Consider the following 20,327-nt stretch of genomic DNA (forward strand, 5'->3'; position numbering starts at 1 on the left):
CGTTGCTCAACAGCAACGCCACAAAAAAGCCCCTATCAGGAAGCTGCCATCCGCAGGATGTCGTTATAGGTCGCAAACACCATCAACATTAGCACCAGGCCAAGCCCGATTCGGAACCCCATTTCCTGGGTCCGCTCGGACAAAGGCCGGCCCCGGACCACCTCGGCCGCATAGAACATCAGGTGGCCGCCATCGAGCAGCGGGATCGGGAACAGGTTCAAAAGGCCGATCGACACCGACAGCACCGCGCAGAGATTGATCACGAACTGGAACCCGGCGCTGGCCGCCTGCCCCGACATTTTCGCGATTCCCAGGACGCCGCTGACCTCGTTCGGATTGCCCTGGCCGACGAACAGCGAGCCCAGGAACTTGAAAGTGCTGGTGATGATGAACCAGACCTGCTCGACGCCGATCTTGAGCGCTTCGCCGACGCCGACCGGGGTGGTCGAGGCCTCCCCGGCCTGCGACTTGTGCTCGATGCCGAGAACGCCGAGACGGTGGCTGTTGCCGAACGGGTCCTTGCGCTCCAGCAGCGCCGGGGTCGCGGTCAGCGAGACGACGGCGCCGTCGCGCTTCACCTGGAAGGTAAGAGCCGAACCGGCGTTCATCGCAACGATTCGCTGCATGTCGGCAAAGCTCTCGATCGGCTTGCCGTCGATCTGGATGACGACGTCGCCCACCTTGAAGCCGGCGGCAGCCGCCGCGCCGTTGGCGACGACACCGTCGACCCGGGCGATCGTGCTCGGCTTGCCGTAATAGAGCGCCATTCCGGCGAAGATCAGCGCGCCCAGGATGAAATTGGCGATTGGTCCGGCCGCGACGATCGCCGCCCGGGGACCGACCTTCTTGTGGTGGAAGCTGCCGGCGCGCTCCTCGGCCGACATAGCCGCCAGCGTCTGGGCCGACGGGGTCGAGGCCTCGCTCTCGTCGCCGAAGAACTTGACGTAGCCGCCGAGCGGGATCGCCGAGATCTTCCAGCGGGTGCCATGGCGGTCGTTGAAGCCGACCAGCTCGGGGCCGAAGCCGAGCGAAAAGGTTAACACGCGTACGCCCGCCCAGCGCGCGACCAGGAAATGGCCGAGCTCGTGGAAGAACACGACAATGGTCAGGACGAACAGGAAGGGAACCGCGTAGCCGAGGAGCCCATGGCTCAACGTATTGAAACTATGGACGAAAAAGTCGATCATCGAATTCCCTCACCCAGCGCCGCAAGGCCCTGGTCCCGAACCAACTAGGATGCCTTTAAGGCAATTTGAGGCAATAGGGCGGCAGCCCTATTTCGCGCAACATGGTCAACAGAGATTGCATCGTCTGCGGAGGTCAGAGGCGCCTGGTTGCCGCCTTTGATCCAATCCTCGAGGGTCGCCTCGACTAGCCGGGCAATCGCACCGAAGCGGATCTTGCCGTCGATGAAGGCGGCCACGGCGACCTCGTTGGCGGCATTGTAGACGGTGGTCGCGCCCTTCCCGGTCCGGAGCGATTCGTAGGCCAGCCGCAGTCCGGGGAAGCGCTCAAAGTCCGGCGCTTCGAAGGTCAGCTGGCCGATCTTGGCAAGGTCGAGCTTGGCCGCGGGGCCCTTGATTCGATCGGGCCAGCCGAGGCAATGGGCGATCGGCGTCCTCATGTCGGGCGCGCCGAGCTGGGCCACCACCGAGCGGTCGGAAAACTCGACCATGCCGTGGATGATCGACTGCGGATGAACCAGCACGTCGATCTCGTCCGGCGAGAGCGCGAACAGATAGGACGCCTCGATCACCTCGAGCCCCTTGTTCATCATGGAGGCCGAATCGATCGTGATCTTCTGGCCCATGCTCCAGTTCGGATGCTTCAGGGCCTGCTCGAGCGTCGCCTGCTCGATGTCTGAGGGCTTCCAGGTCCGGAACGGGCCGCCGGAGGCGGTGATGATGACGCGGACGAGCTCGTCGCGATTGCCTGAGCTCAGCGCCTGGAACAGCGCGTTGTGCTCGGAATCGGCCGGCAGGATGCAGGCGCCGGCTTTTGCCGCGCGCTGCATGAAGAAGTCGCCGGCGCAGACCAGGCACTCCTTGTTGGCGAGCGCGACATGCGCGCCGCGATCGACCGCGGCGAGCGCCGGCTTCAGCCCGGCAGCGCCGCTGACCGCCGCCATCACCCAGTCGGCCGGACGCGCGCCGGCCTCGATCACGGCGCTTTCGCCGGCGCCGCATTCAGTGCTGGTGCCCGCGAGCGCAGCCTTGAGCTCGGCGAGCTTGGAGGTGTCGGCGATCGCGACATAGCGTGCGTTGAATTCCTTGGCGAGCTTGGCGAGCGCTGCGACATTGCCGTTCGCCGTCAGCGCCTCGACACGGTAGCGCTCGCGCGAGGCGCGCAAGAGATCCATCGTGCTGTCGCCGATCGAGCCGGTGGCACCGAGGACCGTGACGCTGCGAATGTCGGACGCAGCAAGCCTGTTGTTACGCAAGGGAACGGCGCTCATATCCTCACCAAACCATAAGACCGCTTCCGGCGCTATGCACACCATGGCGGAAAAAGCCGATAAACCAGGCCGCCAGGATGGCGGCGACAAAACCGTCCAGGCGGTCCATAAGCCCGCCATGGCCGGGAATTAAGTGACTGGAATCCTTGACACCGAAGCGCCGCTTCACGGCGGATTCGAAGAGATCGCCGAGCTGCGACACCACCGACAGGACGGCGCCGACGAGCAGCAGCGGAATCAGCTTTCCGATCCCGCAGGCGGCGAAGCCGGCCGCGACCGCAAGGCTCGCCGCAAAGCCGCCGAGCGCGCCGGCCCAGGTCTTTTTCGGGCTCACGCGTGGCCATAATTTCGGGCCGCCGATGCTGCGTCCGGCGAAATAGCCGCCGATGTCGGTCGCCCACACCACGAGCAGCACGAACATAAGCGCGGAGAAGCCGTTGACGAGATCCTTGCGCACCAGGATCGAGGCCAGCAGCGCCGCCGCCGCATAGGCAAACCCGCTCGCCGCCCACAAGAACTTGCCCCGGGCGATCAGCGTCACGATGGCACCGCCGATGAGGCCGGTGACGACGGAGGTCTTGAGCGCGCCGAAAGCGACGGAGGCTCCCATCATGGCGATCACGACCGTCCCTGCCCCGGTCAGCGCGGCCGATGCTGCGCCCACCACCATCAGCCATTCCGCGAACAGCCCGATCGAGACCAGGGTGACGAGAAGCGCCCACAACCAGCCGCCGGCATAGGCGATCGCGATGGCCAGCGGCGCCAGCACCAGCGCTGCGAGGACCCGCATCGCCAGATTGCTCGGGGCAGGCTTGGCGCCCGCCGATGCAGGATCGGGTTCGTTCACGAGGCGGTCTTCGCGACCAGGCCGCCGAAACGGCGTTCGCGCCTGGCAAATTCGGCGATCGCGCTTTCCAGCGCCGCCTTGTCGAAGTCGGGCCAATGGATCGGCACGAACACGAGCTCGCTATAGGCGGCCTGCCACATCAGAAAGTTGGACAGGCGCTGCTCGCCGCTGGTCCGGATGATGAGATCGGGGTCCGGGATGTCGGGCGCGTCGAGATGCGCGCCAAGCGTCTCGGCGTCGATCGTGGCAGGATCCCGCCTGCCCTCCGCGACCTCGCGGGCCAGCTTCTGCGCCGCCTTCGCGATCTCCTGCCGCGAGCCGTAGTTGAAGGCGACGACCAGCGTCAGGCGCGTGTTGTCGCGCGTCAGCTCCTCGGCCTCGTTCAGCAAGGCGCAGATGTCGCTCTCGAGCCCCTCGCGCTCGCCGATGATGCGGACCTTGACGCCGTCGCGATGCAGGCTCGCCAGGTCGTTGCGGATGAAGCGCCGCAGCAGGCCGAACAGGTCGCCGATCTCGCTCGCCGGGCGCGACCAGTTCTCCGACGAGAACGAGAAGATGGTGAGATAGCGGATGCCGAGCTCGTGCGAGGCGCGCACCACGCGGCGCAGCGCGTCGACGCCGCGGCGATGCCCTTCCGCACGCGGCAGACCGCGCGCGGCCGCCCAACGCCCGTTGCCGTCCATGATGATGGCGACATGCGCAGGCGCCTCGGACCTGTCGGGTCCTTCGGTTGCGGGCGCGGCGGCGTTGGACATGAAGGCGGTGCCTTAAAGCATGATCCGGAAAAGTGCGAAGCGGTTTTCCGACAAAATCATGCGCGAACAATAGTCTAGAGCGCGATGATGATACTCATCGCGGTTTAGACGGTGAGGATTTCTTTTTCCTTGGCGGCCAGCAACTGGTCGATCTCGGCGATGGTGCCGTCGGTCGCCTTCTGCACCTCGTCGGCGTGACGCTTCTGGTCGTCCTCCGACATCTCGTGATTCTTCTCGAGCTTCTTGAGCACGTCGAGACCGTCGCGGCGGACATGGCGCGCGGCGACCTTGGCGGCTTCGGCATATTTGTGCGCGACCTTCACCAGCTCCTTGCGGCGCTCCTCGTTGAGCTCGGGAATGCGCAGGCGCAGCACCTGGCCCTCGGTCGCGGGCGACAGGCCGAGATTGGAATCGACGATCGCCTTCTCGACGGCCTTGACCATCGACTTGTCCCAGACCTGCACCGAGATCAGCCGTGGCTCCGGCACGCTGACGGTGGCGAGCTGGTTGAGCGGCATGTGGCTGCCATAGGCCTCGACCTGCACCGGATCGAGCATCGAGGCGGAGGCGCGTCCCGTGCGCAGGCCGCCGAGCTCGTGCTTGAGCGAGGCGACGGCGCCCTGCATGCGGCGCTTCACTTCGTTGAGATCGAAATTACCCGTGGCCATCACGTTTCTCCTTCAAAATCCCGGCGACCGCTCCGCACCGTCCTTTCGGCGCGTCAGATGAGCCGTCAGCCGGCGACGATGGTTCCGTGGCCGACGCCACGCAGAATCGCGCCGATCGAGCCCGGCTCCGCGATCGAGAATACGATGATAGGCAGCGACGTCTCGCGGGCAAGCGCGAAGGCGGTCGCATCCATCACCTTGTAGCCGCCCTCGATCGCCTGCGAATGCGTCAGGCGGTCGAACCGCGTCGCGGTCGGATCCTGCTTCGGATCGGCCGAGTAGACCCCGTCGACATTCGTCGCCTTCAGGACCGCCTGCGCGCCGATCTCGGCGGCCCGCAGTACCGCGGTCGTGTCGGTGGTGAAGAACGGATTGCCGGTCCCGCCGCCGAGCAGCACGATCCGGCCTTCGGCCAGGTATTTGTGTGCCGCAGTGCGGGTGAACAGCTCGGAAATCTCGGGCATGACGAAGGCCGACAGGGTCCGCGCCGGCGTTCCCTTGCGCTCGATCGCCGCTTCCAGCGCGAGGCAATTCATCATGGTGGCGAGCATGCCCATGGTGTCGCCGGTGGTGCGCGACACCCCGCGGGATGAGACCTCGACGCCGCGGACCATGTTGCCGCCACCGATCACGACCGCGACCTCAGTGCCGAGATGGCGGGCCGCGATCAAATCGTCCGCAACCCGGTCGACGGTCGGCTGATCGATGCCAAAGCCTTGCCGTCCCGCGAGATACTCGCCGGACAGCTTGATCACGACGCGACGATAGACCGGATCAGTCATGAGCACTTTCCTTGTCCGGGCGCCGCTTCCGGCGGCACGCCGGAAGGAACTTCCGGCGCTTACTTCTTGCCGCTGGCCGCGGCGACCTCGGCCGCGAAGTCGCTTTCCTGCTTCTCGATTCCCTCGCCGAGAGCATAGCGCACAAAGCCCGCGATTTTCACAGCCCCGCCGACCTTGCCCTCGGCCTCCTTCACCGCCTGCGCCACCGACTTGCCGGTGTCGTGGATGAAGGCCTGCTCGAGCAGGCAGACTTCCTTGTAGTAGGTCTTGAGGCCGGACTCGACGATCTTCTCGATCACGTTCTCGGGCTTGCCCTGCTGACGGTACTTATCGGCCAGTACGTCCTTCTCGCGCTTGACCACGGCCGGATCGAGGCCGGACGGGTCGAGCGCCAGCGGATTGGCGGCCGCAATGTGCATCGCGATCTGACGGCCGAGCGCTGCGAGCTCATCGGCCTTGCCCGGCGATTCCAGCGCCACGATCACGCCCATCTTGCCGGCGCCGTCGATGACGGCACCATGGACGTAGTGCGAGACAACGCCCTGGCTCACCTCGAGCGCGGCGGCGCGGCGGAGCGTCATGTTCTCGCCGATGGTGGCGATCGCATCATTGATGGCGGTTTCGATCGTGACGTCGCCGACCTTGGCGGCCTTGATCTTCTCGACGTCCGCTCCGACGTCGAACGCGACCTGGGCGATCATCTTGACCAGGCCCTGGAACTGGCCGTTGCGCGCAACGAAGTCGGTCTCGGAGTTGACCTCGACCACGACGCCCTTGGTACCCTTGGTGAGCGCGCCGATCAGGCCCTCGGCGGCGACGCGGCCCGACTTCTTGGCGGCCTTGGACAGGCCCTTCTTGCGCAGCCAGTCCTGCGCCGCTTCCATGTTGCCGTCGTTTTCGGTGAGCGCGGCCTTGCAGTCCATCATGCCCGCGCCGGTCGATTCGCGCAGGTCCTTGACCATCGCAGCTGTGATCGTTGCCATCGTTGAAAATCCTTTGTGCCTGCCGGTTTGCCGCGGCGCGGCATCAATCGCCCCGCCGCGGTCCATCTCAGGAATTCGCGTCAACTGAAATGGTGGCCGGATCCTATCCGGCCAACCCATCGCTCTTTTTGACTATTCCGCTTCCGCGGTCAGCGCCTTGGCCTTGGCCACCCAGGCATCCGCGCGGCTCGGCAGACCGACTTCCTCGCCGATCGTGTGCGCGGTGTCGTGGTCGAGCTCGGCGAGCTGCCAGTAGTGGAAGATGCCGAGGTCGTTGAACTTCTTCTCGATCGCGCCCGACACGCCCGGGAGCTTCTTGAGGTCGTCGGCAGTGCCGCGAGGACCCGCAAGGCCCTGGAAGCCGCTCGAAGACGCCGCCGGCAGCTCTTCGGCGACCGGCTGGGCCGAGGCGCCGACGTCGATGCCCGAATCGCCTTGCGCGCGCGAGATGCCGTCGATCGCCGCACGCGCGACGAGATCGCAGTACAGCGAGATGGCGCGGCCGGCGTCGTCATTGCCCGGCACCACATAGGTGATGCCCTTCGGGTCCGAATTGGTGTCGACGATCGCAGCGACCGGGATGTTGAGCCGCTGGGCTTCCTGGATCGCGATGTCTTCCTTGTTGGTGTCGATCACGAAGATCAGGTCGGGCAGACCGCCCATGTCCTTGATGCCGCCGAGCGAGCGGTCGAGCTTGTCGCGCTCGCGCTGCAGCGTCAGGCGCTCCTTCTTCGTGTAGGAATTGGCTTCGCCGCCCGAGAGCACGTCGTCGAGGTGACGCAGGCGCTTGATGGAAGCCGAGATCGTCTTCCAGTTGGTCAGCGTGCCGCCGAGCCAGCGCGAATTGACGAAATACTGCGCGCAGCGCTTGGCCGCGTCGGCAACGCCGTCCTGCGCCTGGCGCTTGGTGCCGACGAACAGGATGCGGCCGCCCTTGGCCACCGTGTCGCTGACGGCCTGGAGGGCCTGGTGCAGCATCGGCACGGTCTGGGCGAGGTCGACGATGTGGATGTTGTTGCGGGTGCCGAAAATGAACGGAGCCATTTTCGGATTCCAGCGGTGAGACTGGTGACCAAAGTGCACGCCAGCTTCGAGCAGCTGACGCATAGTGAAATCGGGCAGTGCCATCGTTCTAATTCTCCGGTTGGTTCCTCCGGAAACGTGTGAGCAAAACGGAGCGTTCACGCCCCGGTTGCCACCGGACGGCCTTGTGAGCCATGTTTCCGTGTGAGATGGCGCGCTATATAGCGCCATTTCGGCCAGAAGCAAGGAAATAACGGCTTTGGTGACGCCTCTAGGCTGCTGTCGCATCCCGGCATCCCCTGCCGCTCGCGCCTCCTAACACCTGGGCTGGCCCGGGGGGCAGCTCTTCGGTGGCGGTCCGGCCGGCCGCGGAGGCGCATGCGGCGCGGCGGCCATCGGCGGCGGCGCCGGCCGGGCGACCGGAGGTGGCGGCGGCGGCGGCGCTGGCCGCGCAACCGGCGGCGGAGGTGGTGCCGGCCGCGCCATTACTGGCGGAGGCGGAGGCGGCGCCGGCCGGGCAACAGGTGGCGGCGGCGCCGGCCGTGCCACGGCCACGGGCGGAGGCGCCGCTCGCGGCGGCGGAGGTGGCGCAACGCGCGGCGGAGGCGGCGGCGTCGGCCTTGCCAGAGCCTGAGGAGGCGGCGGCGGAGCGGCGGGCCTGGCGGCCTGCGGCGGCGGTGGCGCGGGCCGATGACCCTGAACTCCGGACGGTGTCCGCGCCGCTACGGGCGGCGGCGGAGGTGTCACGGGTTTGACCGCAGTCGGGGCCGCGGGCTTGCCGGTGGCCGCGCTCGGCGGCGGCAAAGCGCCCGGCTGGGGCCCGCCCGGCCTGCCGCGCAGGTCAGGCACAGGCGGGGTCGTTGTCCCCGGCGGCCTGGGCAGGGCCGCGGACGGGCTCGCCGCGGTTCCGGAAGCCGGCGGGGGATTGGGCGTCGTTGCCGCGTTCGGCTGCGCCGGCGGAACGTTGCCGCTCGGCGCCGTGGCGGTCGCGGCGGGCTTGCCAGGGGGTGGGACGGTCCCGGGCACAGCCCCTGCCCTGGCCGGCGGCGGCCCGCCGGGGGTGCCGGGCACGGGCAGCGTATTGGCCGGCGGCAGCTTGGTCGGGGCCAGCGCTTGCGGGGTTGCTGCGGCGTTGCCGGCGGGAGCGTTCGCGCTCGGACTGGGCGTGCCGCCGGGCGTCCCCGTCGCGGGCGGCGCTCCGGCCGGCGGGCTGCCCGGAGATCCCGGCACCGGCAGCGTATTGGCCGGCGGCGGCTTGGTCGGAGCCAGCGCTTGCGGGGTTGTAGCGGCACTGCCGGCGGGAGCGTTTGCGGTCGGACTTGGTGTGCCTCCCGGCGTCCCAGCTCCGGGCGCCGCTCCGGCTGGCGGGCTGCCGGGAGCTCCCGGCGGCGGCACAATATTGGCCTGCGGCAGCTTGGCGCCGGCGGGCGGCGGCGCTGTCGTGCCAGGCGCGACATTGGCCGGAGCTGGTGTCGGGATACCTGGCCTCGCCGTCGGCTGGATGGTCGCGCTCGGCGGCATCGGCGCCTTGCCCTGCTGGATCAGGGCGGCGCGCTGAACGACCGCCTGCGGCACGGCCGGTCCTGCCGGCGTGGCGCGGCCGGCAACCGCCGGCGCCAGATTGCCAGGTCCGATCCCAGATCCGAGCGCCGGCCCCGCGGCCGGCGGCGGCGCCGGCGGGCGGTTAATCACGGTGTTGATGACCGTGGTGTTGTGGATGTTCTGGTAGATGATGTTGTTCGGCGGCGGCGCGACATAGACCGGCGGCCTCACGAACACCGGGATCGGCACGAACACCGGCTGCGGCAGCACGAACAGACCGACCACCGGCAGCGGCGGCGGCAGCACGACGAAATCCGGCGGCGGCGGCGGCAGATAATAGACCGGCGGCGGCGGTGGCGGCGCGAAGCCGAAATCGGGATCGCTGAAATACAGCACCGGGCGATCGACATAGACCACCTCCTCCGGCGGCGGTGGCGGCACGTCGTAGTCGATCATCGCGAAGGTCGGCGGCGGCTCGGGCGGCGCGGTGAGGATCGCAAGGCGGCGCCGCGCATCCGCCGCATGCGGCCCGCGCGGATAGCGGCGCAGATACGACCAATAGGCCTCCGGCGTGTCGGTCCGGTAGGTCCGCCGCCAGGTGATGGCTTCGCGGCGCGCGGCAACGATCGCCATCACGCGCTTGGCGAGGGGATCGTTCGGATAGGCCGCGAGAAACTCTTCATAGGCCGCCAGCGTGTCGCGCTCGAGCGCGGCGGCATAGGCGTCCTGCACGCCGAGATCGCGGATCTGCTTGCTCCGGATTGCGGCGACCTGGTCGGGCGCAGCCGCCGGCGGCGCATCGGGCGCGCGCTCGAAGAACGAGAATGGCGCCGAGATCTTCTGCTCGTTCCAGGGCACCTGCGCGCCCTTGGAGGCCTCGTTGACGCGCAGGCGGACGCGGTCGAACACCTCGGGCAGCGGCAGGCCGCCGGTGCGGATCATCTCGGCGAGAGACTGCGCATAGATGCCGTAGGGCCCCGGCTCCTCCGGCGCCACCGTGCCGGGCGCGGCATTGAAGGCGATCAGCATGTTCGCCTCGGGCTCGACCAGCGCCAGACCGCTCGCGATCGGCTGACCGCCCTCGATGAAGGGCTGCGCACGGGCTGCATCGAGCACGACGATATTGGCCTTGAGCGGAATCGATGCGAGCTGGCGCGCATAGTCGCTGATGCGCAGAGCCTCGGTCGGTATGTCGGTGTCGCGGCTGATGTTGGAATCGACCGGGATGAAATAGTTCTCGCCGGCGAGCTGCACGCCGTAGCCGGCAAGATAGATCATCGCGACGGTGCCCGGGCCCGACGCCTGGGCCTTCTGGATGAAATCGCGCAAGCTCTTGCGCAGCGTGTCGCCGTCGAGATCGCGCGCGCCGACCACGTCGAAGCCGGCCGCCTGTAGCGTCTGCGCGATCAGGCCGGCATCGTTCGCGGTGGTCGCCAGCGGCGATTTGGCGTAGGCGCCATTGCCGACCACGAGCGCGATACGCTTTTCCTGCTGCTGGGCACGCGCCTGATGCGGCGCGCCTGCGGCAAGGATCGCCATCGGCAGGAGAAGGCAGAGGAAGACTTTGAGCGTCCCACGCATGGCTTGTGCCTGCTTTTGTCGTTGAGGTAGCCACCGCATATACCGCATATCAGGCGCGCGGCCAGCTGAATGGCACTTGAACGAAAAGCGCGGATTGAGGCGGCGGCATGGCGCCGCCGCCCAACTCAAACCTCCACGCCAAACCTCACGTCAAACCTCGAACCTCCACGTGAGGCCTGCAAGCCTCGCGACCGCACTGCGGCACAAGGCTCCTCGGCCCGTTCAGCCCTGGGCGATCAGATCGACCGTGCCCGTGGTTAGCCGGTAGATGCCGCCGACAACCTTCAGCTTGCCCTGCTCCGCGGCCGCATTGAGGATCGGCGCAGCCGTCTTCAGCTTGGCGATGTTGTCGACCACGTTCTGCCGGATCGCCTTGTTGAGCACGTCCCCGCCCTGCTGCATCGCCGCCTTTGCGGCGGGCGCGATCGCATCGACCAACGAGGGAATGTGCCCCGGCGGCGACGTATTGTCCCTGATCGCCTTCAGCGTCGCGTCGACCGCGCCGCAGGCATCATGGCCGAGCACGAGGATCAGCGGCGTGTTCAGCACCGCCACCGCATATTCCATGCTTGCGATGGTCTCGGTGCCGGCAAAATTTCCGGCGACGCGACAGACGAAGAGGTCGCCGCGCCCCGCATCGAACGCATATTCCGGTGCAATGCGCGAGTCGGCGCAGCTCAGCACGGCCGCGAACGGATTCTGTCCGCCGGCCAGCGCCTCGCGCTCGTGCTTGAAATCGTGACGTCGCGACACGCCGGCGACGTAGCGCCCATTGCCTTCCATCAGTCGCTTCAGCGACGCGTCGGGCGACAGCACGTTCTGCGGCTTCGGCGGCTGCTTGGCGTCCTTGGCCAAGGCGCCACTGGCGAAAGCTCCACCGGCGAAGGTCATGCCGAACGCGGCGGCGCCAAACAGCATCGCCGATCGCCGCGACGGCGCGATGTCTTGGCGCAGAGAGTCTTGGCGCAGAGATTGGTGATGCAAAGTGTCAGAACACTTGTCGCACATGTGACGTCTCCTCGGGTCAGTGGACGAATGAAGCGTCGCGAAGATAGGTGCGCCGATATGAAGAAATAACAAATGTTAGTTGATGCAACCGATGATTGCTGCACCGCGCGCTATGCTGCAAGCCGAAAGGCCGGTCATTCCGCGCCCGACGATTGCACGAACATGCGTCCGCCTGCATGCATTCGAGATCAGCCCGCCAAAGAGCCCCTGCGCCCGGCGCGATCAAAGGCACGTCGTCGTACCGCGCGCCCTACTCGACGGCTTCCAGCTCCGCGAGCTTCGTCCGCGCGGTTGCCTCATCCAGCGCGACGAGCTCGCCCGGACCGAGATTGGCCTCGCCCGCCGTCGCGACGGACACGACCGCAAGTCCGGCCAAACCGCCGAGCACGGCGCCGCCCATGGCCGCATCGTGCCGGGGGCTGCTCTTGATCAGGTAGAAATGCGTCCGGCCCGCCTCCATGACGATCTCGCGCTTGGTCTCGCCTGGAAACATCAGCTCGGTGAGCAGCACGTCGTGACGCCCGGCAGGCACACGCGCGTGCCCCGCGCGCGGAGGACCAACCTTTTTCGACACCGACGCAAAGTCCGTACCAACCTGATTGCTAACGCACCCCGTCAGCATGGCACAAACGGCCAACAACAACGCAACCTGTCGCAGCATCACACGCCCCATTCCATTCCCCGGGACATGCTAGTCGGAATCAGCGCAGGGTTGCAACCGATGCAGTATGACGACTTTGCAAAAACCGGAACGCGTGGCGGAGAAGCTAAAGCTGCTGCACGTCGACGACGCCTGCCACCGCCTTGATCGCGCCGGCGATCTGCGGCGAGACCTTGAAGCGGCCGGGCAGCTTCATCTCCACCTCGGTCTCGAGGTCGAGCATCAGCACCAGCGAGACCTCGCCGTCGCCGTTTCCGCGCGGTGCGATGCCCGGACTGCCGACCTTCGGCGCGCCGCCGTTGGCGGCCGCCATCTCGGGCCCGGCGAGCCGCTTGGCGATCGAGTCCAGCGGCTTGGTGTCGCGCAGGAAGATGCGCAGGCCCTTCTGCGTCTTGGCCGCGGCGTCATCGAGCGGCTCGGCGTGCAGCACGCGGGCGCGGACGTCCTCGCCCTGAAGCTCGGCCCCGAGTTGCAGCAGCACGGCCGCGCCCGGCTCCAGCACGTCGCGATATTGCGCAAGTCCTTCCGAGAACAGCACCGCCTCGAAATGGCCGGTGGGATCGGACAGCCCCATGATGCCCATCTTGTTGCCGGTCTTGGTACGCCGCTCCATGCGCGAGACCACGGTCGCGGCGACCTTGCCGGCGGTGGCGCCGGTCTTCACCGCGCGCGAGAACTCGGCCCAGCTCTGCACCCGCAGCCGCTTCAGCACGGTCGCGTAATCGTCGAGCGGATGTCCCGACAGGAAGAAGCCGATCGCGTCGTATTCGCGGCGCAGCCGCTCGGCCGGCAGCCATGGCTCGACCTGCGGCAGCATGATGGTCGGCGCATCCGCCGACATGCCGAACATGTCGTTCTGGCCGATGGTCGCAGCTTCATGCGCGCGCTGGCAGGCGGCGAGGATCGCATCCGCACCGGCAAAGACGCGCGCCCGGTTCGGCTCCAGCGTGTCGAAGGCACCGGCGGCGGCGAGACTTTCGATGATGCGCTTGTTGATCGCGCGCGGCGAGACGCGCGCGGCGAAATCCGCGAGCGAGGTGAACAGGCCGCCCCGGGTGCGCTCCGCGATGATCTGCTCGATCGCCTGGATGCCGACGCCCTTGAGCGCGGCGAGCGCGTAGTAGATCGTGTTCTCGCCGACCTCGAAGGTCGCGCCCGACCGGTTGATGTTCGGCGGCTCGACCTTGATGCCGAGCCGCTGCGCCTCGGAGCGGAATTCGGAGAGCTTGTCCGTGTTGTTGAGATCGAGCGTCATCGACGCGGCGATGAACTCCACCGGATAATGCGCCTTCATGTAGGCGGTGTGATAGGACACCAGCGCATAGGCCGCCGCGTGACTCTTGTTGAAGCCGTAGTCGGCGAACTTCGCCAGCAATTCGAAGATGGTCTCGGCCTGCCCCTTCGGCACGCCGTTCTTCACCGCACCCGCAACGAAGATGTCGCGCTGCTTGTCCATCTCGGCGCGGATCTTCTTGCCCATGGCGCGGCGCAGGAGGTCGGCGTCGCCGAGCGAGTAGCCCGACATCACCTGCGCGATCTGCATCACCTGCTCCTGGTAGATGATGACGCCGAAGGTCTCCTTCAGGATCGGCTCGAGCACGGGATGCAGATATTCCGGCTCCTCGTCGCCGTGCTTGCGCGCGCAATAGGTCGGGATGTTCGCCATCGGGCCCGGCCGATAGAGCGCGACCAGCGCGATGATGTCCTCGAAACGGTCGGGGCGCATGTCGATCAGCGCCCGCCGCATGCCCTGGCTTTCAACCTGGAACACACCGACCACGTCGCCGCGCGCCAGCATCTGATAGCTCTCGGCATCGTCGATCGGCAGCGTGGCGAGATCGACATCGATGCCGCGCGGCTTGAGCAGCTTGCAGGCGACGTCGAGCACGGTGAGCGTCTTCAGGCCGAGGAAGTCAAACTTCACGAGGCCCGCCGGCTCGACCCATTTCATGTTGAACTGGGTCACCGGCATGTCGGATTTGGGATCGCGGTAGAGCGGCACGAGCTCGCTCAAGGGGCGATCGCCGATCACGATGCCGGCCGCGTGGGTCGAGGCGTGGCGGGTCAGGCCTTCGAGACGCTGGGCGATGTCGAAGGCGCGCGCCACCACGGGATCTTCGTCGCGGAACGCCTGCAGCTTCGGCTCGCTCTCGATCGCGGCCGCCAGCGTCACCGGCGCCGCCGGATTCTGCGGCACCAGCTTGGTCAGCTTGTCGACCTGGCCGTAGGGCATCTGCAGCACGCGGCCGACGTCGCGCAGCACGCCGCGCGCCTGCAGCGTACCGAAGGTGATGATCTGCGCGACCTGGTCGCGGCCGTAGCGCTGCTGCACGTAACTGATCACCTCGCCGCGGCGGTCCTGGCAGAAGTCGATGTCGAAGTCCGGCATCGAGACGCGTTCCGGATTGAGGAAGCGCTCGAACAGCAGGCCGAACCTGATCGGGTCGAGGTCGGTGATCGTGAGCGCCCACGCCACCAGCGAGCCTGCGCCGGAGCCGCGGCCCGGCCCGACCGGAATGCCGTGAGCCTTGGCCCATTTGATGAAGTCGGACACGATCAGGAAGTAGCCCGCGTACTTCATGCGCATGATGACGTCGAGCTCGAACGCCAGGCGCTTGTTATAGTCTTCTTCCGCCGTGCCCTGAGAGAGGCCGTGCACGCGCAGACGGTTGGCGAGCCCCTCCTCCGCTTGGCGCTTCAGCTCGGCCGCCTCGACGGCGGCGGCATCCGAGCTCGCTGCGGCGCCGACGGTGAAGAACGGCAGGATCGGCTTGCGCGTCATCGGCCGGAACGAGCAGCGCTCGGCGATCTCCACCGTCGAGGCCAGCGCCTCCGGAATGTCGGCGAACAGCACCGCCATCTCGGCGCGCGTCTTGAAGCGATGATCCGGCGTCAGCTGCACACGGTCGGTCTCGGCGATCAGCCGGCCGCCGGCGATGCAAAGCAGCGCATCATGTGCTTCGTAATCGTCGGTGGTCGCGAAATACGGCTCGTTGGTCGCAACCAGCGGCAGTCCCTTGGCGTAGGCGATGTCGATCAGGCCGCCTTCGACGCGCCGCTCCTTCTCGGCGTTGTGGCGCTGCAATTCGATGTAGAGACGGTCGCCGAAAAGAGCGGCCAGACGCTCGCACCGCGCCCCGGCGAGCTCGGCCATGCCGCCGGCGAGCGCCAGCGAGATCGGCCCGTCCGGCCCGCCCGTCAGCGCAATCAGGCCCTCGGTCTCGCCCTCGAGCCAGTCGAGCTTGATGAACGGAGCATGGCTGTCCGGCGATTCCAGGAACGCGCGCGAGTTCAGCCGCATCAGGCTGCGATAACCGCGCTCCTGCGCGGCGAGCAACACCACGCGCGAGGGTCCCATCGCGCTGCGCGCGTTGGGATCCTGATCGCCGAAATCGATGGCGAGCTCGCAGCCGACGATCGGCTGGATGCCGGAGCTCGCCATCTTGTCGGAGAACTCCAGCGCGCCGAACAGATTGTCGGTGTCGGTCAGCGCCAGCGCCGGCTGGTGGTCCTTCTTGGCAAGCTCGGCGAGCTTGGCGATCTTGATCGAGCCCTTGAGCAGCGAATAGGCCGAGTGAACGTGAAGGTGAACAAATCCGGCGCTCGGCATGGTCGCGTGACGGCCTCTTGCAGATGAGATGGAGCGGTCTCCGGCGCCTCAAGGCATCATGCACTCGCGGCCGACTCGCCTCTCAATGGTGGGGTCTCACAGCTTGAGAGTCCACGCCGGAGCGGCCGCTTGGGCGCGTCGTCCCGCTTTTCCCCAAGAGGTCGGAGAAAGCCGGCCTACAGCTGCGGAATGACCTGGGCCCAGATCGCGATCATCCCGACGAACAGCGTGATGGACGCCAGTGCGGCGGCTTCTTCCACGAAAACCCTGAACATGGCCGGCTCCCTTGTTGGAACGTATGAAGAACATTGTTCTCATTTCGTTCTATGGAGTCAAGCGATCCGGAAGCCGCCGAAAGGAGATGGTTAACTCGCTGAAGACAAACAGCAAAAAAGCCCCGGCCGAGGCCGGGGCTTTCGTCAGCCGCTCACGTGGAGCGGTCAGTCTCAGTAACGGCCGATCATCGGGCCGCCGAACTTGTAGTTCAGGCGGACGAGACCCATGTCGATGTCCTGCCCGATGCGTTCGACAGCGCCACTGGCGAAGGTGACGTTGTGGTCGCCGAGGAAGATGTGGTTGTACTCGACGCCGACCGTCCAGTTCGGAGCAAAACCAAACTCCAGGCCCGCGCCAACCGTGGCACCCCAGCGGGTCTCGTCGGCCCGGTCGAGATTCGCACCCGTCACGGCGCTGTAGACGTCGTACTTGTTGCTGACGACCGCCGCACCGCCCTTCGCGTAGAGCAGGACGTTGTTCCAGGCATAGCCAACCTGGCCTGTGATCAGACCGAACGCATCGACGCGCGTCCGGTTCCGCAAACCGGTGATTGCGCTGATGTTGTCACCCGAGAAGTCGGCCCAGTTGCCCTGGCCCTCGAGACCGAACACGAACTGGCCGGACTGAAAGCGGTAACCGATCTGGCCACCGACGGTGCCGCCGGTCGAGTTGTGGGAGCCTTCCGGACCGAAGCCGACCAGATCCCACGACGTGTCAGCCGAACCGCCGCCGCCGTTGATACCGATGTAGAAGCCGCTCCAGTCATACACCGCAGCGATCGCCGCGGGCGGTGCTTTGGTGTAGGGCCGTGCCGCGAGATCAGCCGCAAGAGCCGGCGCAGCCGCGCTGAGCGCGACGAGGCTGACAGCTGCAAGCAACAAATTCTTCTTCATTTGATTCCCGTTCCAGTTTCTACAGTAGTGGGCCCCCCGGCCGTGGGTCGTCATAACAGCGATCGACGGAATTGCTGTAGCCGCGGCGCCACAGTGTGATCGAAAGGACTTTGCTCATTAACGAATGTTAATCGAGCATCGCGGACACCCTATCAAACAAGGGGTTTTGCAGCAGTTTCAATGTTGACGAGGCGAGACAAGCTGCATGCGCGCGCAACATCGTCGCGCGCACATTCGCGTGATGGGAGAGGCGAATGCGAACAAGTTCCTCATCCAAATTGTCGCCATCTTTTCGCTCGCTTTCATCACATTCGTGGGCGCGTCAATCGCTAGCTCGCCTCCGCGCGTACTTCGCCGGACAAAGCGACACCCCATACGCGATCAGAGTCGTCTGCATGATGAGGCCAATCAGCGACAGTGCCTTTTGGAAGCTGCAGCCTCACACACCGTCTTTCACCTGAAAAGCCCGCCTGAAGCGGGCATCTCGAAGGATGGTCGCAGGAACGGCTGAACAGCTCTCGAATGCCATAGCCCTGCGATGAGCGCGCTGCGTCTGCTCAGCTTTGCCAGGGCGCATTGCGGATCCGCGTGCACGCGTTCGGCCTTTGGAAGCTCGGATCGTGATCTGCGATGTAGTCGAAGTTGACCGTCCCGAACGTCGTCTGCGGTTTCTTCAGCGCCGAGCAGGTCTGTACCTTCACGAACTCGTTCTTGAAGTCACCGCGCGGGAACGCCGAGATCACCTGCTCGCGCTGCTCCGGTGTGTAATGATCATACCCGATGCCCACCACATCCACCAGAACGCCTGCGTTGGTGAGCGCGATTTCCGGTCTCATATATTGCGGAATGCCGGGCGTGGTGTGCAGGGCGATGGCCTCCCACACCAGATCGGCCTGGGAATCAGCGATGCCGCGTGCCCGCAGAAACTCGCGCGCTGCATCGGCACCGTCGACTTCAAACCGCTTGGTCGCGGTATGGTAGTGATCGACGAGGCCGAGGTCGTGAAACAGGGCCGCGACATAGAGAAGCTCGGAATCAAACTTCAGCTTCTGGCGCAATCCCGTCATCGCGCCGAACACGTAGACGCGAACGGAATGGTTGAACAACATCTCGTCTTCGTAACTGCGCACCAGCTCGGCGGCCTCGCGAGCCAGTTGGCTGTCGGGAATTTTGACGCCGGAGATCACTCTCGTCATTTTCAGGTTCCTGCTTTCTGTTTCGGCTGATTCCCTTCGGGTCAGGCGGCCTCCTCGAGCGCGGCCTGCGGCGTATTTCGAAAGCTGATCGACATGCGATTGTACGCATTCATCAGGCTGATCGCGATCGTGAGATCGACCAGCTCGCGCTCGCTGAAGACTTTGCGAACGGCTTGATAGGCCTCATCCGGGACGTTGGTCTCGGCGACGCGGGTGATCGTCTCGGCCCATGCGAGAGCCGCACGCTCGCGCTCGTCGAAAAGATGGCCCGCCTCGGCCCAGGCCTGGACCAGCGCGATCTTTTCGATTTTCACGCCGCTCTTCAGCAGGTCGCGTGTATGCATGTCGAGGCAGTAGGCGCAATTGTTGATCTGCGACACGCGAAGATAGACCAGGGTGACAAGCGTCGCGGGAAGTCCGCTCTGCATGACGTAGCCGTAGACACCGCCCAGCGCCTTCATACCTGCCGGTGCGACGTGATTGTAGTTGAGCCGTTCGCTCATCTGCCTGCTCCTTGATGATCGGGGGATGAACCCTCCCTCTTGCCCCCTTAGGTGCCCCTGCACTGGTCCACAAAAAAGCACCAAGAACGTACAAAACTCGTGTACCACGCAGGCATGACGAGGCCGCTGCATCTGGAGCTCGATCGATCTGCAAAGACGCCGCTGGCCGAGCAGATCCACAAGGGGATCAGGACCGCGATCGAAAGCGGCGTTCTCGCCCCCGGCGCACGCCTGCCCTCCTGGCAGGATCTCGCCGCCCAACTCGGCGTCGCCCGCGGCACCGTACGGGTGGCGTACGAAAAGCTCTCATCCGCCCAACTGATCGTCGCAAGCCGCGCGACTGAACCCATGTCGCCGACAGGCCCCCGTTCCCAGTAAGGCGGGACAGCGCCCCGTCGCCCGGCTCGTTCATGGAGATGTACCAGGAGCTGACGGCGGGGCCCGCGATCTTCCAGATGGGCGTGCCTGCGCAGGAGACCCTTCCCGCGACATTGCTGGCGCGGATGCGCGCGCAGGCAGTTCGGGCGGAGGTGAGCGCACCGGCGATCTACCCGGATCCACGCGGCGAGCTGGCGTTGCGGCGCGAGATCGCGGCCTACCTCGCGCTGGCGCGCGGGATCGAATGCGCGCCGTCCCAGATCATCGTCACTGCCGGTTTCAGCGGCGGCCTTGGCTTGGCGCTCCGCGTCCTCGGACTCGAGCAGAAGAAGGCCTGGATGGAGGACCCTGGCTTTCCCTTTACCCGGCAGGGTCTCGCGCTTGCGCGATTGTCGGTTGCGCCGATCCCCGTTGATGCGGACGGCATCGATGTCGATTACGGCATGAAACATGCTCCTGATGCGGCACTGGTGGTCGTGACACCGGGCCAGCAGGCGCCGCTCGGCTCCACATTGTCGCTTGTGCGGCGCTCACGCCTGCTCGACTGGGCAGCGCAAAGCAAGGCATGGGTGATCGAGGATGACTATCTCAGCGAGCTTCAGCTCAAGGGCCGGGCGACGCCGGCGCTCGCATCGCTCGACCGCGCCGGCCGCGTCATTCACATCGGCTCTTTCAGCAAGACGGTGACGCCTGCCCTGCGGCTGGGCTTTGTCGTCGCACCGGCCGCCCTGGCGTCGCAATTTGCCGAAGCTGCTGCGTGCCTTGCGCCCGCGCCTGGGCCGGCGGTGCAGCGCGCGATGGCCGACTTCATGCGCGAGGGCCATTATCTGCGGCATCTTCGGCGCACGAAGCGGGTTTACGCTGCACAAGGCGATGCATTGCTGAAGTACCTTCGCGCGCGCACTGCGAACATTGCGCTTGCCGGGTTGGCGGCGGTGCTGCAATTGACGGACGGAGCACCCGACCTGGCCATCGCCAGGGAAGCAGCACGGATGGGACTTGCGCCTACGCCGCTGTCGCTCTGGTATGCGTCGAACGGACCGGTGCGCCCGGGACTTTTGCTCGGCGTGGCAACGTCTCCGCTCAAACGAATTGAGGCGTCCTGCGATCGACTGTTGCAAATCATCGATCGTCTGACCTGATCTTGACTGACGGACGATAGCACG

At 66.1% G+C, this 20,327-nt stretch carries 15 protein-coding genes and 1 pseudogene; 1 reads left to right on the plus strand and 15 read right to left on the minus strand.

The window, feature by feature from the left end:
* Positions 1-35: 35 nt before the first annotated feature.
* The 15 genes from rseP to I6F24_RS22850 form a co-directional block, all read right to left on the minus strand.
* Positions 36-1,187, minus strand: a complete 1,152-nt coding sequence (gene rseP / locus I6F24_RS22780) for an RIP metalloprotease RseP (RefSeq protein WP_036010021.1) — start codon at positions 1,185-1,187, stop codon at positions 36-38.
* Positions 1,188-1,231: 44 nt separating this feature from the next.
* Positions 1,232-2,455: a 1-deoxy-D-xylulose-5-phosphate reductoisomerase gene (gene dxr / locus I6F24_RS22785; RefSeq protein WP_225151758.1), complete on the minus strand. Its 1,224-nt coding sequence runs from the start codon at positions 2,453-2,455 to the stop codon at positions 1,232-1,234.
* Between the two features lie 4 nt (positions 2,456-2,459).
* Positions 2,460-3,302 (minus strand): phosphatidate cytidylyltransferase, encoded by an 843-nt coding sequence (locus tag I6F24_RS22790; protein ID WP_225151760.1) that lies wholly within the window; start codon positions 3,300-3,302, stop codon positions 2,460-2,462.
* Positions 3,299-4,057, minus strand: a complete 759-nt coding sequence (locus I6F24_RS22795) for an isoprenyl transferase (protein WP_036010029.1) — start codon at positions 4,055-4,057, stop codon at positions 3,299-3,301. Before I6F24_RS22795 ends, I6F24_RS22790 begins: the two co-directional genes overlap by 4 nt.
* Before the next feature lie 104 nt (positions 4,058-4,161).
* On the minus strand, positions 4,162-4,725 hold the full coding sequence (gene frr / locus I6F24_RS22800) for a ribosome recycling factor (protein ID WP_025036556.1): 564 nt from the start codon (positions 4,723-4,725) through the stop codon (positions 4,162-4,164).
* 65 nt (positions 4,726-4,790) lie between these two features.
* Positions 4,791-5,507 carry a UMP kinase gene (pyrH, locus tag I6F24_RS22805; RefSeq protein ID WP_036010035.1) on the minus strand — a complete coding sequence of 239 codons (717 nt, stop codon included), beginning with the start codon at positions 5,505-5,507 and terminating at the stop codon, positions 4,791-4,793.
* Positions 5,508-5,566: 59 nt separating this feature from the next.
* Positions 5,567-6,490 carry a translation elongation factor Ts gene (gene tsf, locus I6F24_RS22810; protein ID WP_225112543.1) on the minus strand — a complete coding sequence of 308 codons (924 nt, stop codon included), beginning with the start codon at positions 6,488-6,490 and terminating at the stop codon, positions 5,567-5,569.
* A gap of 132 nt (positions 6,491-6,622) precedes the next feature.
* The gene (locus tag I6F24_RS22815) at positions 6,623-7,618 is read right to left on the minus strand and encodes a 30S ribosomal protein S2 (protein ID WP_036010040.1); all 996 of its coding nucleotides are present in this window, start codon (positions 7,616-7,618) and stop codon (positions 6,623-6,625) included.
* 210 nt (positions 7,619-7,828) lie between these two features.
* Positions 7,829-10,636, minus strand: a complete 2,808-nt coding sequence (locus tag I6F24_RS22820) for a caspase domain-containing protein (protein WP_074447995.1) — start codon at positions 10,634-10,636, stop codon at positions 7,829-7,831.
* Between the two features lie 222 nt (positions 10,637-10,858).
* Positions 10,859-11,554 carry a carbonic anhydrase gene (locus I6F24_RS22825; RefSeq protein WP_225151762.1) on the minus strand — a complete coding sequence of 232 codons (696 nt, stop codon included), beginning with the start codon at positions 11,552-11,554 and terminating at the stop codon, positions 10,859-10,861.
* A gap of 340 nt (positions 11,555-11,894) precedes the next feature.
* Positions 11,895-12,218, minus strand: coding sequence for a DUF2846 domain-containing protein (locus tag I6F24_RS22830; protein ID WP_225151764.1), 324 nt, complete (start codon positions 12,216-12,218; stop codon positions 11,895-11,897).
* A gap of 193 nt (positions 12,219-12,411) precedes the next feature.
* Positions 12,412-15,915, minus strand: a complete 3,504-nt coding sequence (gene dnaE / locus I6F24_RS22835; RefSeq protein WP_225151766.1) for a DNA polymerase III subunit alpha — start codon at positions 15,913-15,915, stop codon at positions 12,412-12,414.
* 446 nt (positions 15,916-16,361) lie between these two features.
* Entirely contained in the window at positions 16,362-17,084 is a 723-nt protein-coding gene (locus I6F24_RS22840; protein WP_225151768.1) for an outer membrane beta-barrel protein, read from the minus strand.
* 557 nt (positions 17,085-17,641) lie between these two features.
* Positions 17,642-18,280, minus strand: a complete 639-nt coding sequence (locus I6F24_RS22845) for an HD domain-containing protein (protein WP_036025269.1) — start codon at positions 18,278-18,280, stop codon at positions 17,642-17,644.
* A 41-nt stretch (positions 18,281-18,321) separates the two neighbouring features.
* Positions 18,322-18,783: a carboxymuconolactone decarboxylase family protein gene (locus I6F24_RS22850; protein ID WP_036025271.1), complete on the minus strand. Its 462-nt coding sequence runs from the start codon at positions 18,781-18,783 to the stop codon at positions 18,322-18,324.
* A 114-nt stretch (positions 18,784-18,897) separates the two neighbouring features.
* Here I6F24_RS22850 and I6F24_RS22855 point away from each other — a divergent pair.
* Positions 18,898-20,303, plus strand: a pseudogene (locus I6F24_RS22855) (PLP-dependent aminotransferase family protein).
* Positions 20,304-20,327: the final 24 nt, after the last annotated feature.

This window comes from Bradyrhizobium sp. BRP23 (assembly GCF_020194135.1).
Lineage (GTDB): Bacteria > Pseudomonadota > Alphaproteobacteria > Rhizobiales > Xanthobacteraceae > Bradyrhizobium > Bradyrhizobium yuanmingense.

Coding starts and splice junctions, on each gene's coding strand:
- I6F24_RS22815 (WP_036010040.1), bottom strand. CDS start 7,618: ATGGCACTGCCCGATTTCACTATGCGTCAGCTGCTCGAAGCTGGCGTG.
- I6F24_RS22795 (WP_036010029.1), bottom strand. CDS start 4,057: ATGTCCAACGCCGCCGCGCCCGCAACCGAAGGACCCGACAGGTCCGAG.
- dxr (WP_225151758.1), bottom strand. CDS start 2,455: ATGAGCGCCGTTCCCTTGCGTAACAACAGGCTTGCTGCGTCCGACATT.
- frr (WP_025036556.1), bottom strand. CDS start 4,725: ATGGCCACGGGTAATTTCGATCTCAACGAAGTGAAGCGCCGCATGCAG.
- pyrH (WP_036010035.1), bottom strand. CDS start 5,507: ATGACTGATCCGGTCTATCGTCGCGTCGTGATCAAGCTGTCCGGCGAG.
- I6F24_RS22840 (WP_225151768.1), bottom strand. CDS start 17,084: ATGAAGAAGAATTTGTTGCTTGCAGCTGTCAGCCTCGTCGCGCTCAGC.
- tsf (WP_225112543.1), bottom strand. CDS start 6,490: ATGGCAACGATCACAGCTGCGATGGTCAAGGACCTGCGCGAATCGACC.
- rseP (WP_036010021.1), bottom strand. CDS start 1,187: ATGATCGACTTTTTCGTCCATAGTTTCAATACGTTGAGCCATGGGCTC.
- I6F24_RS22825 (WP_225151762.1), bottom strand. CDS start 11,554: ATGCTGTTTGGCGCCGCCGCGTTCGGCATGACCTTCGCCGGTGGAGCT.
- I6F24_RS22845 (WP_036025269.1), bottom strand. CDS start 18,280: ATGACGAGAGTGATCTCCGGCGTCAAAATTCCCGACAGCCAACTGGCT.
- I6F24_RS22850 (WP_036025271.1), bottom strand. CDS start 18,783: ATGAGCGAACGGCTCAACTACAATCACGTCGCACCGGCAGGTATGAAG.
- dnaE (WP_225151766.1), bottom strand. CDS start 15,915: ATGCCGAGCGCCGGATTTGTTCACCTTCACGTTCACTCGGCCTATTCG.
- I6F24_RS22820 (WP_074447995.1), bottom strand. CDS start 10,636: ATGCGTGGGACGCTCAAAGTCTTCCTCTGCCTTCTCCTGCCGATGGCG.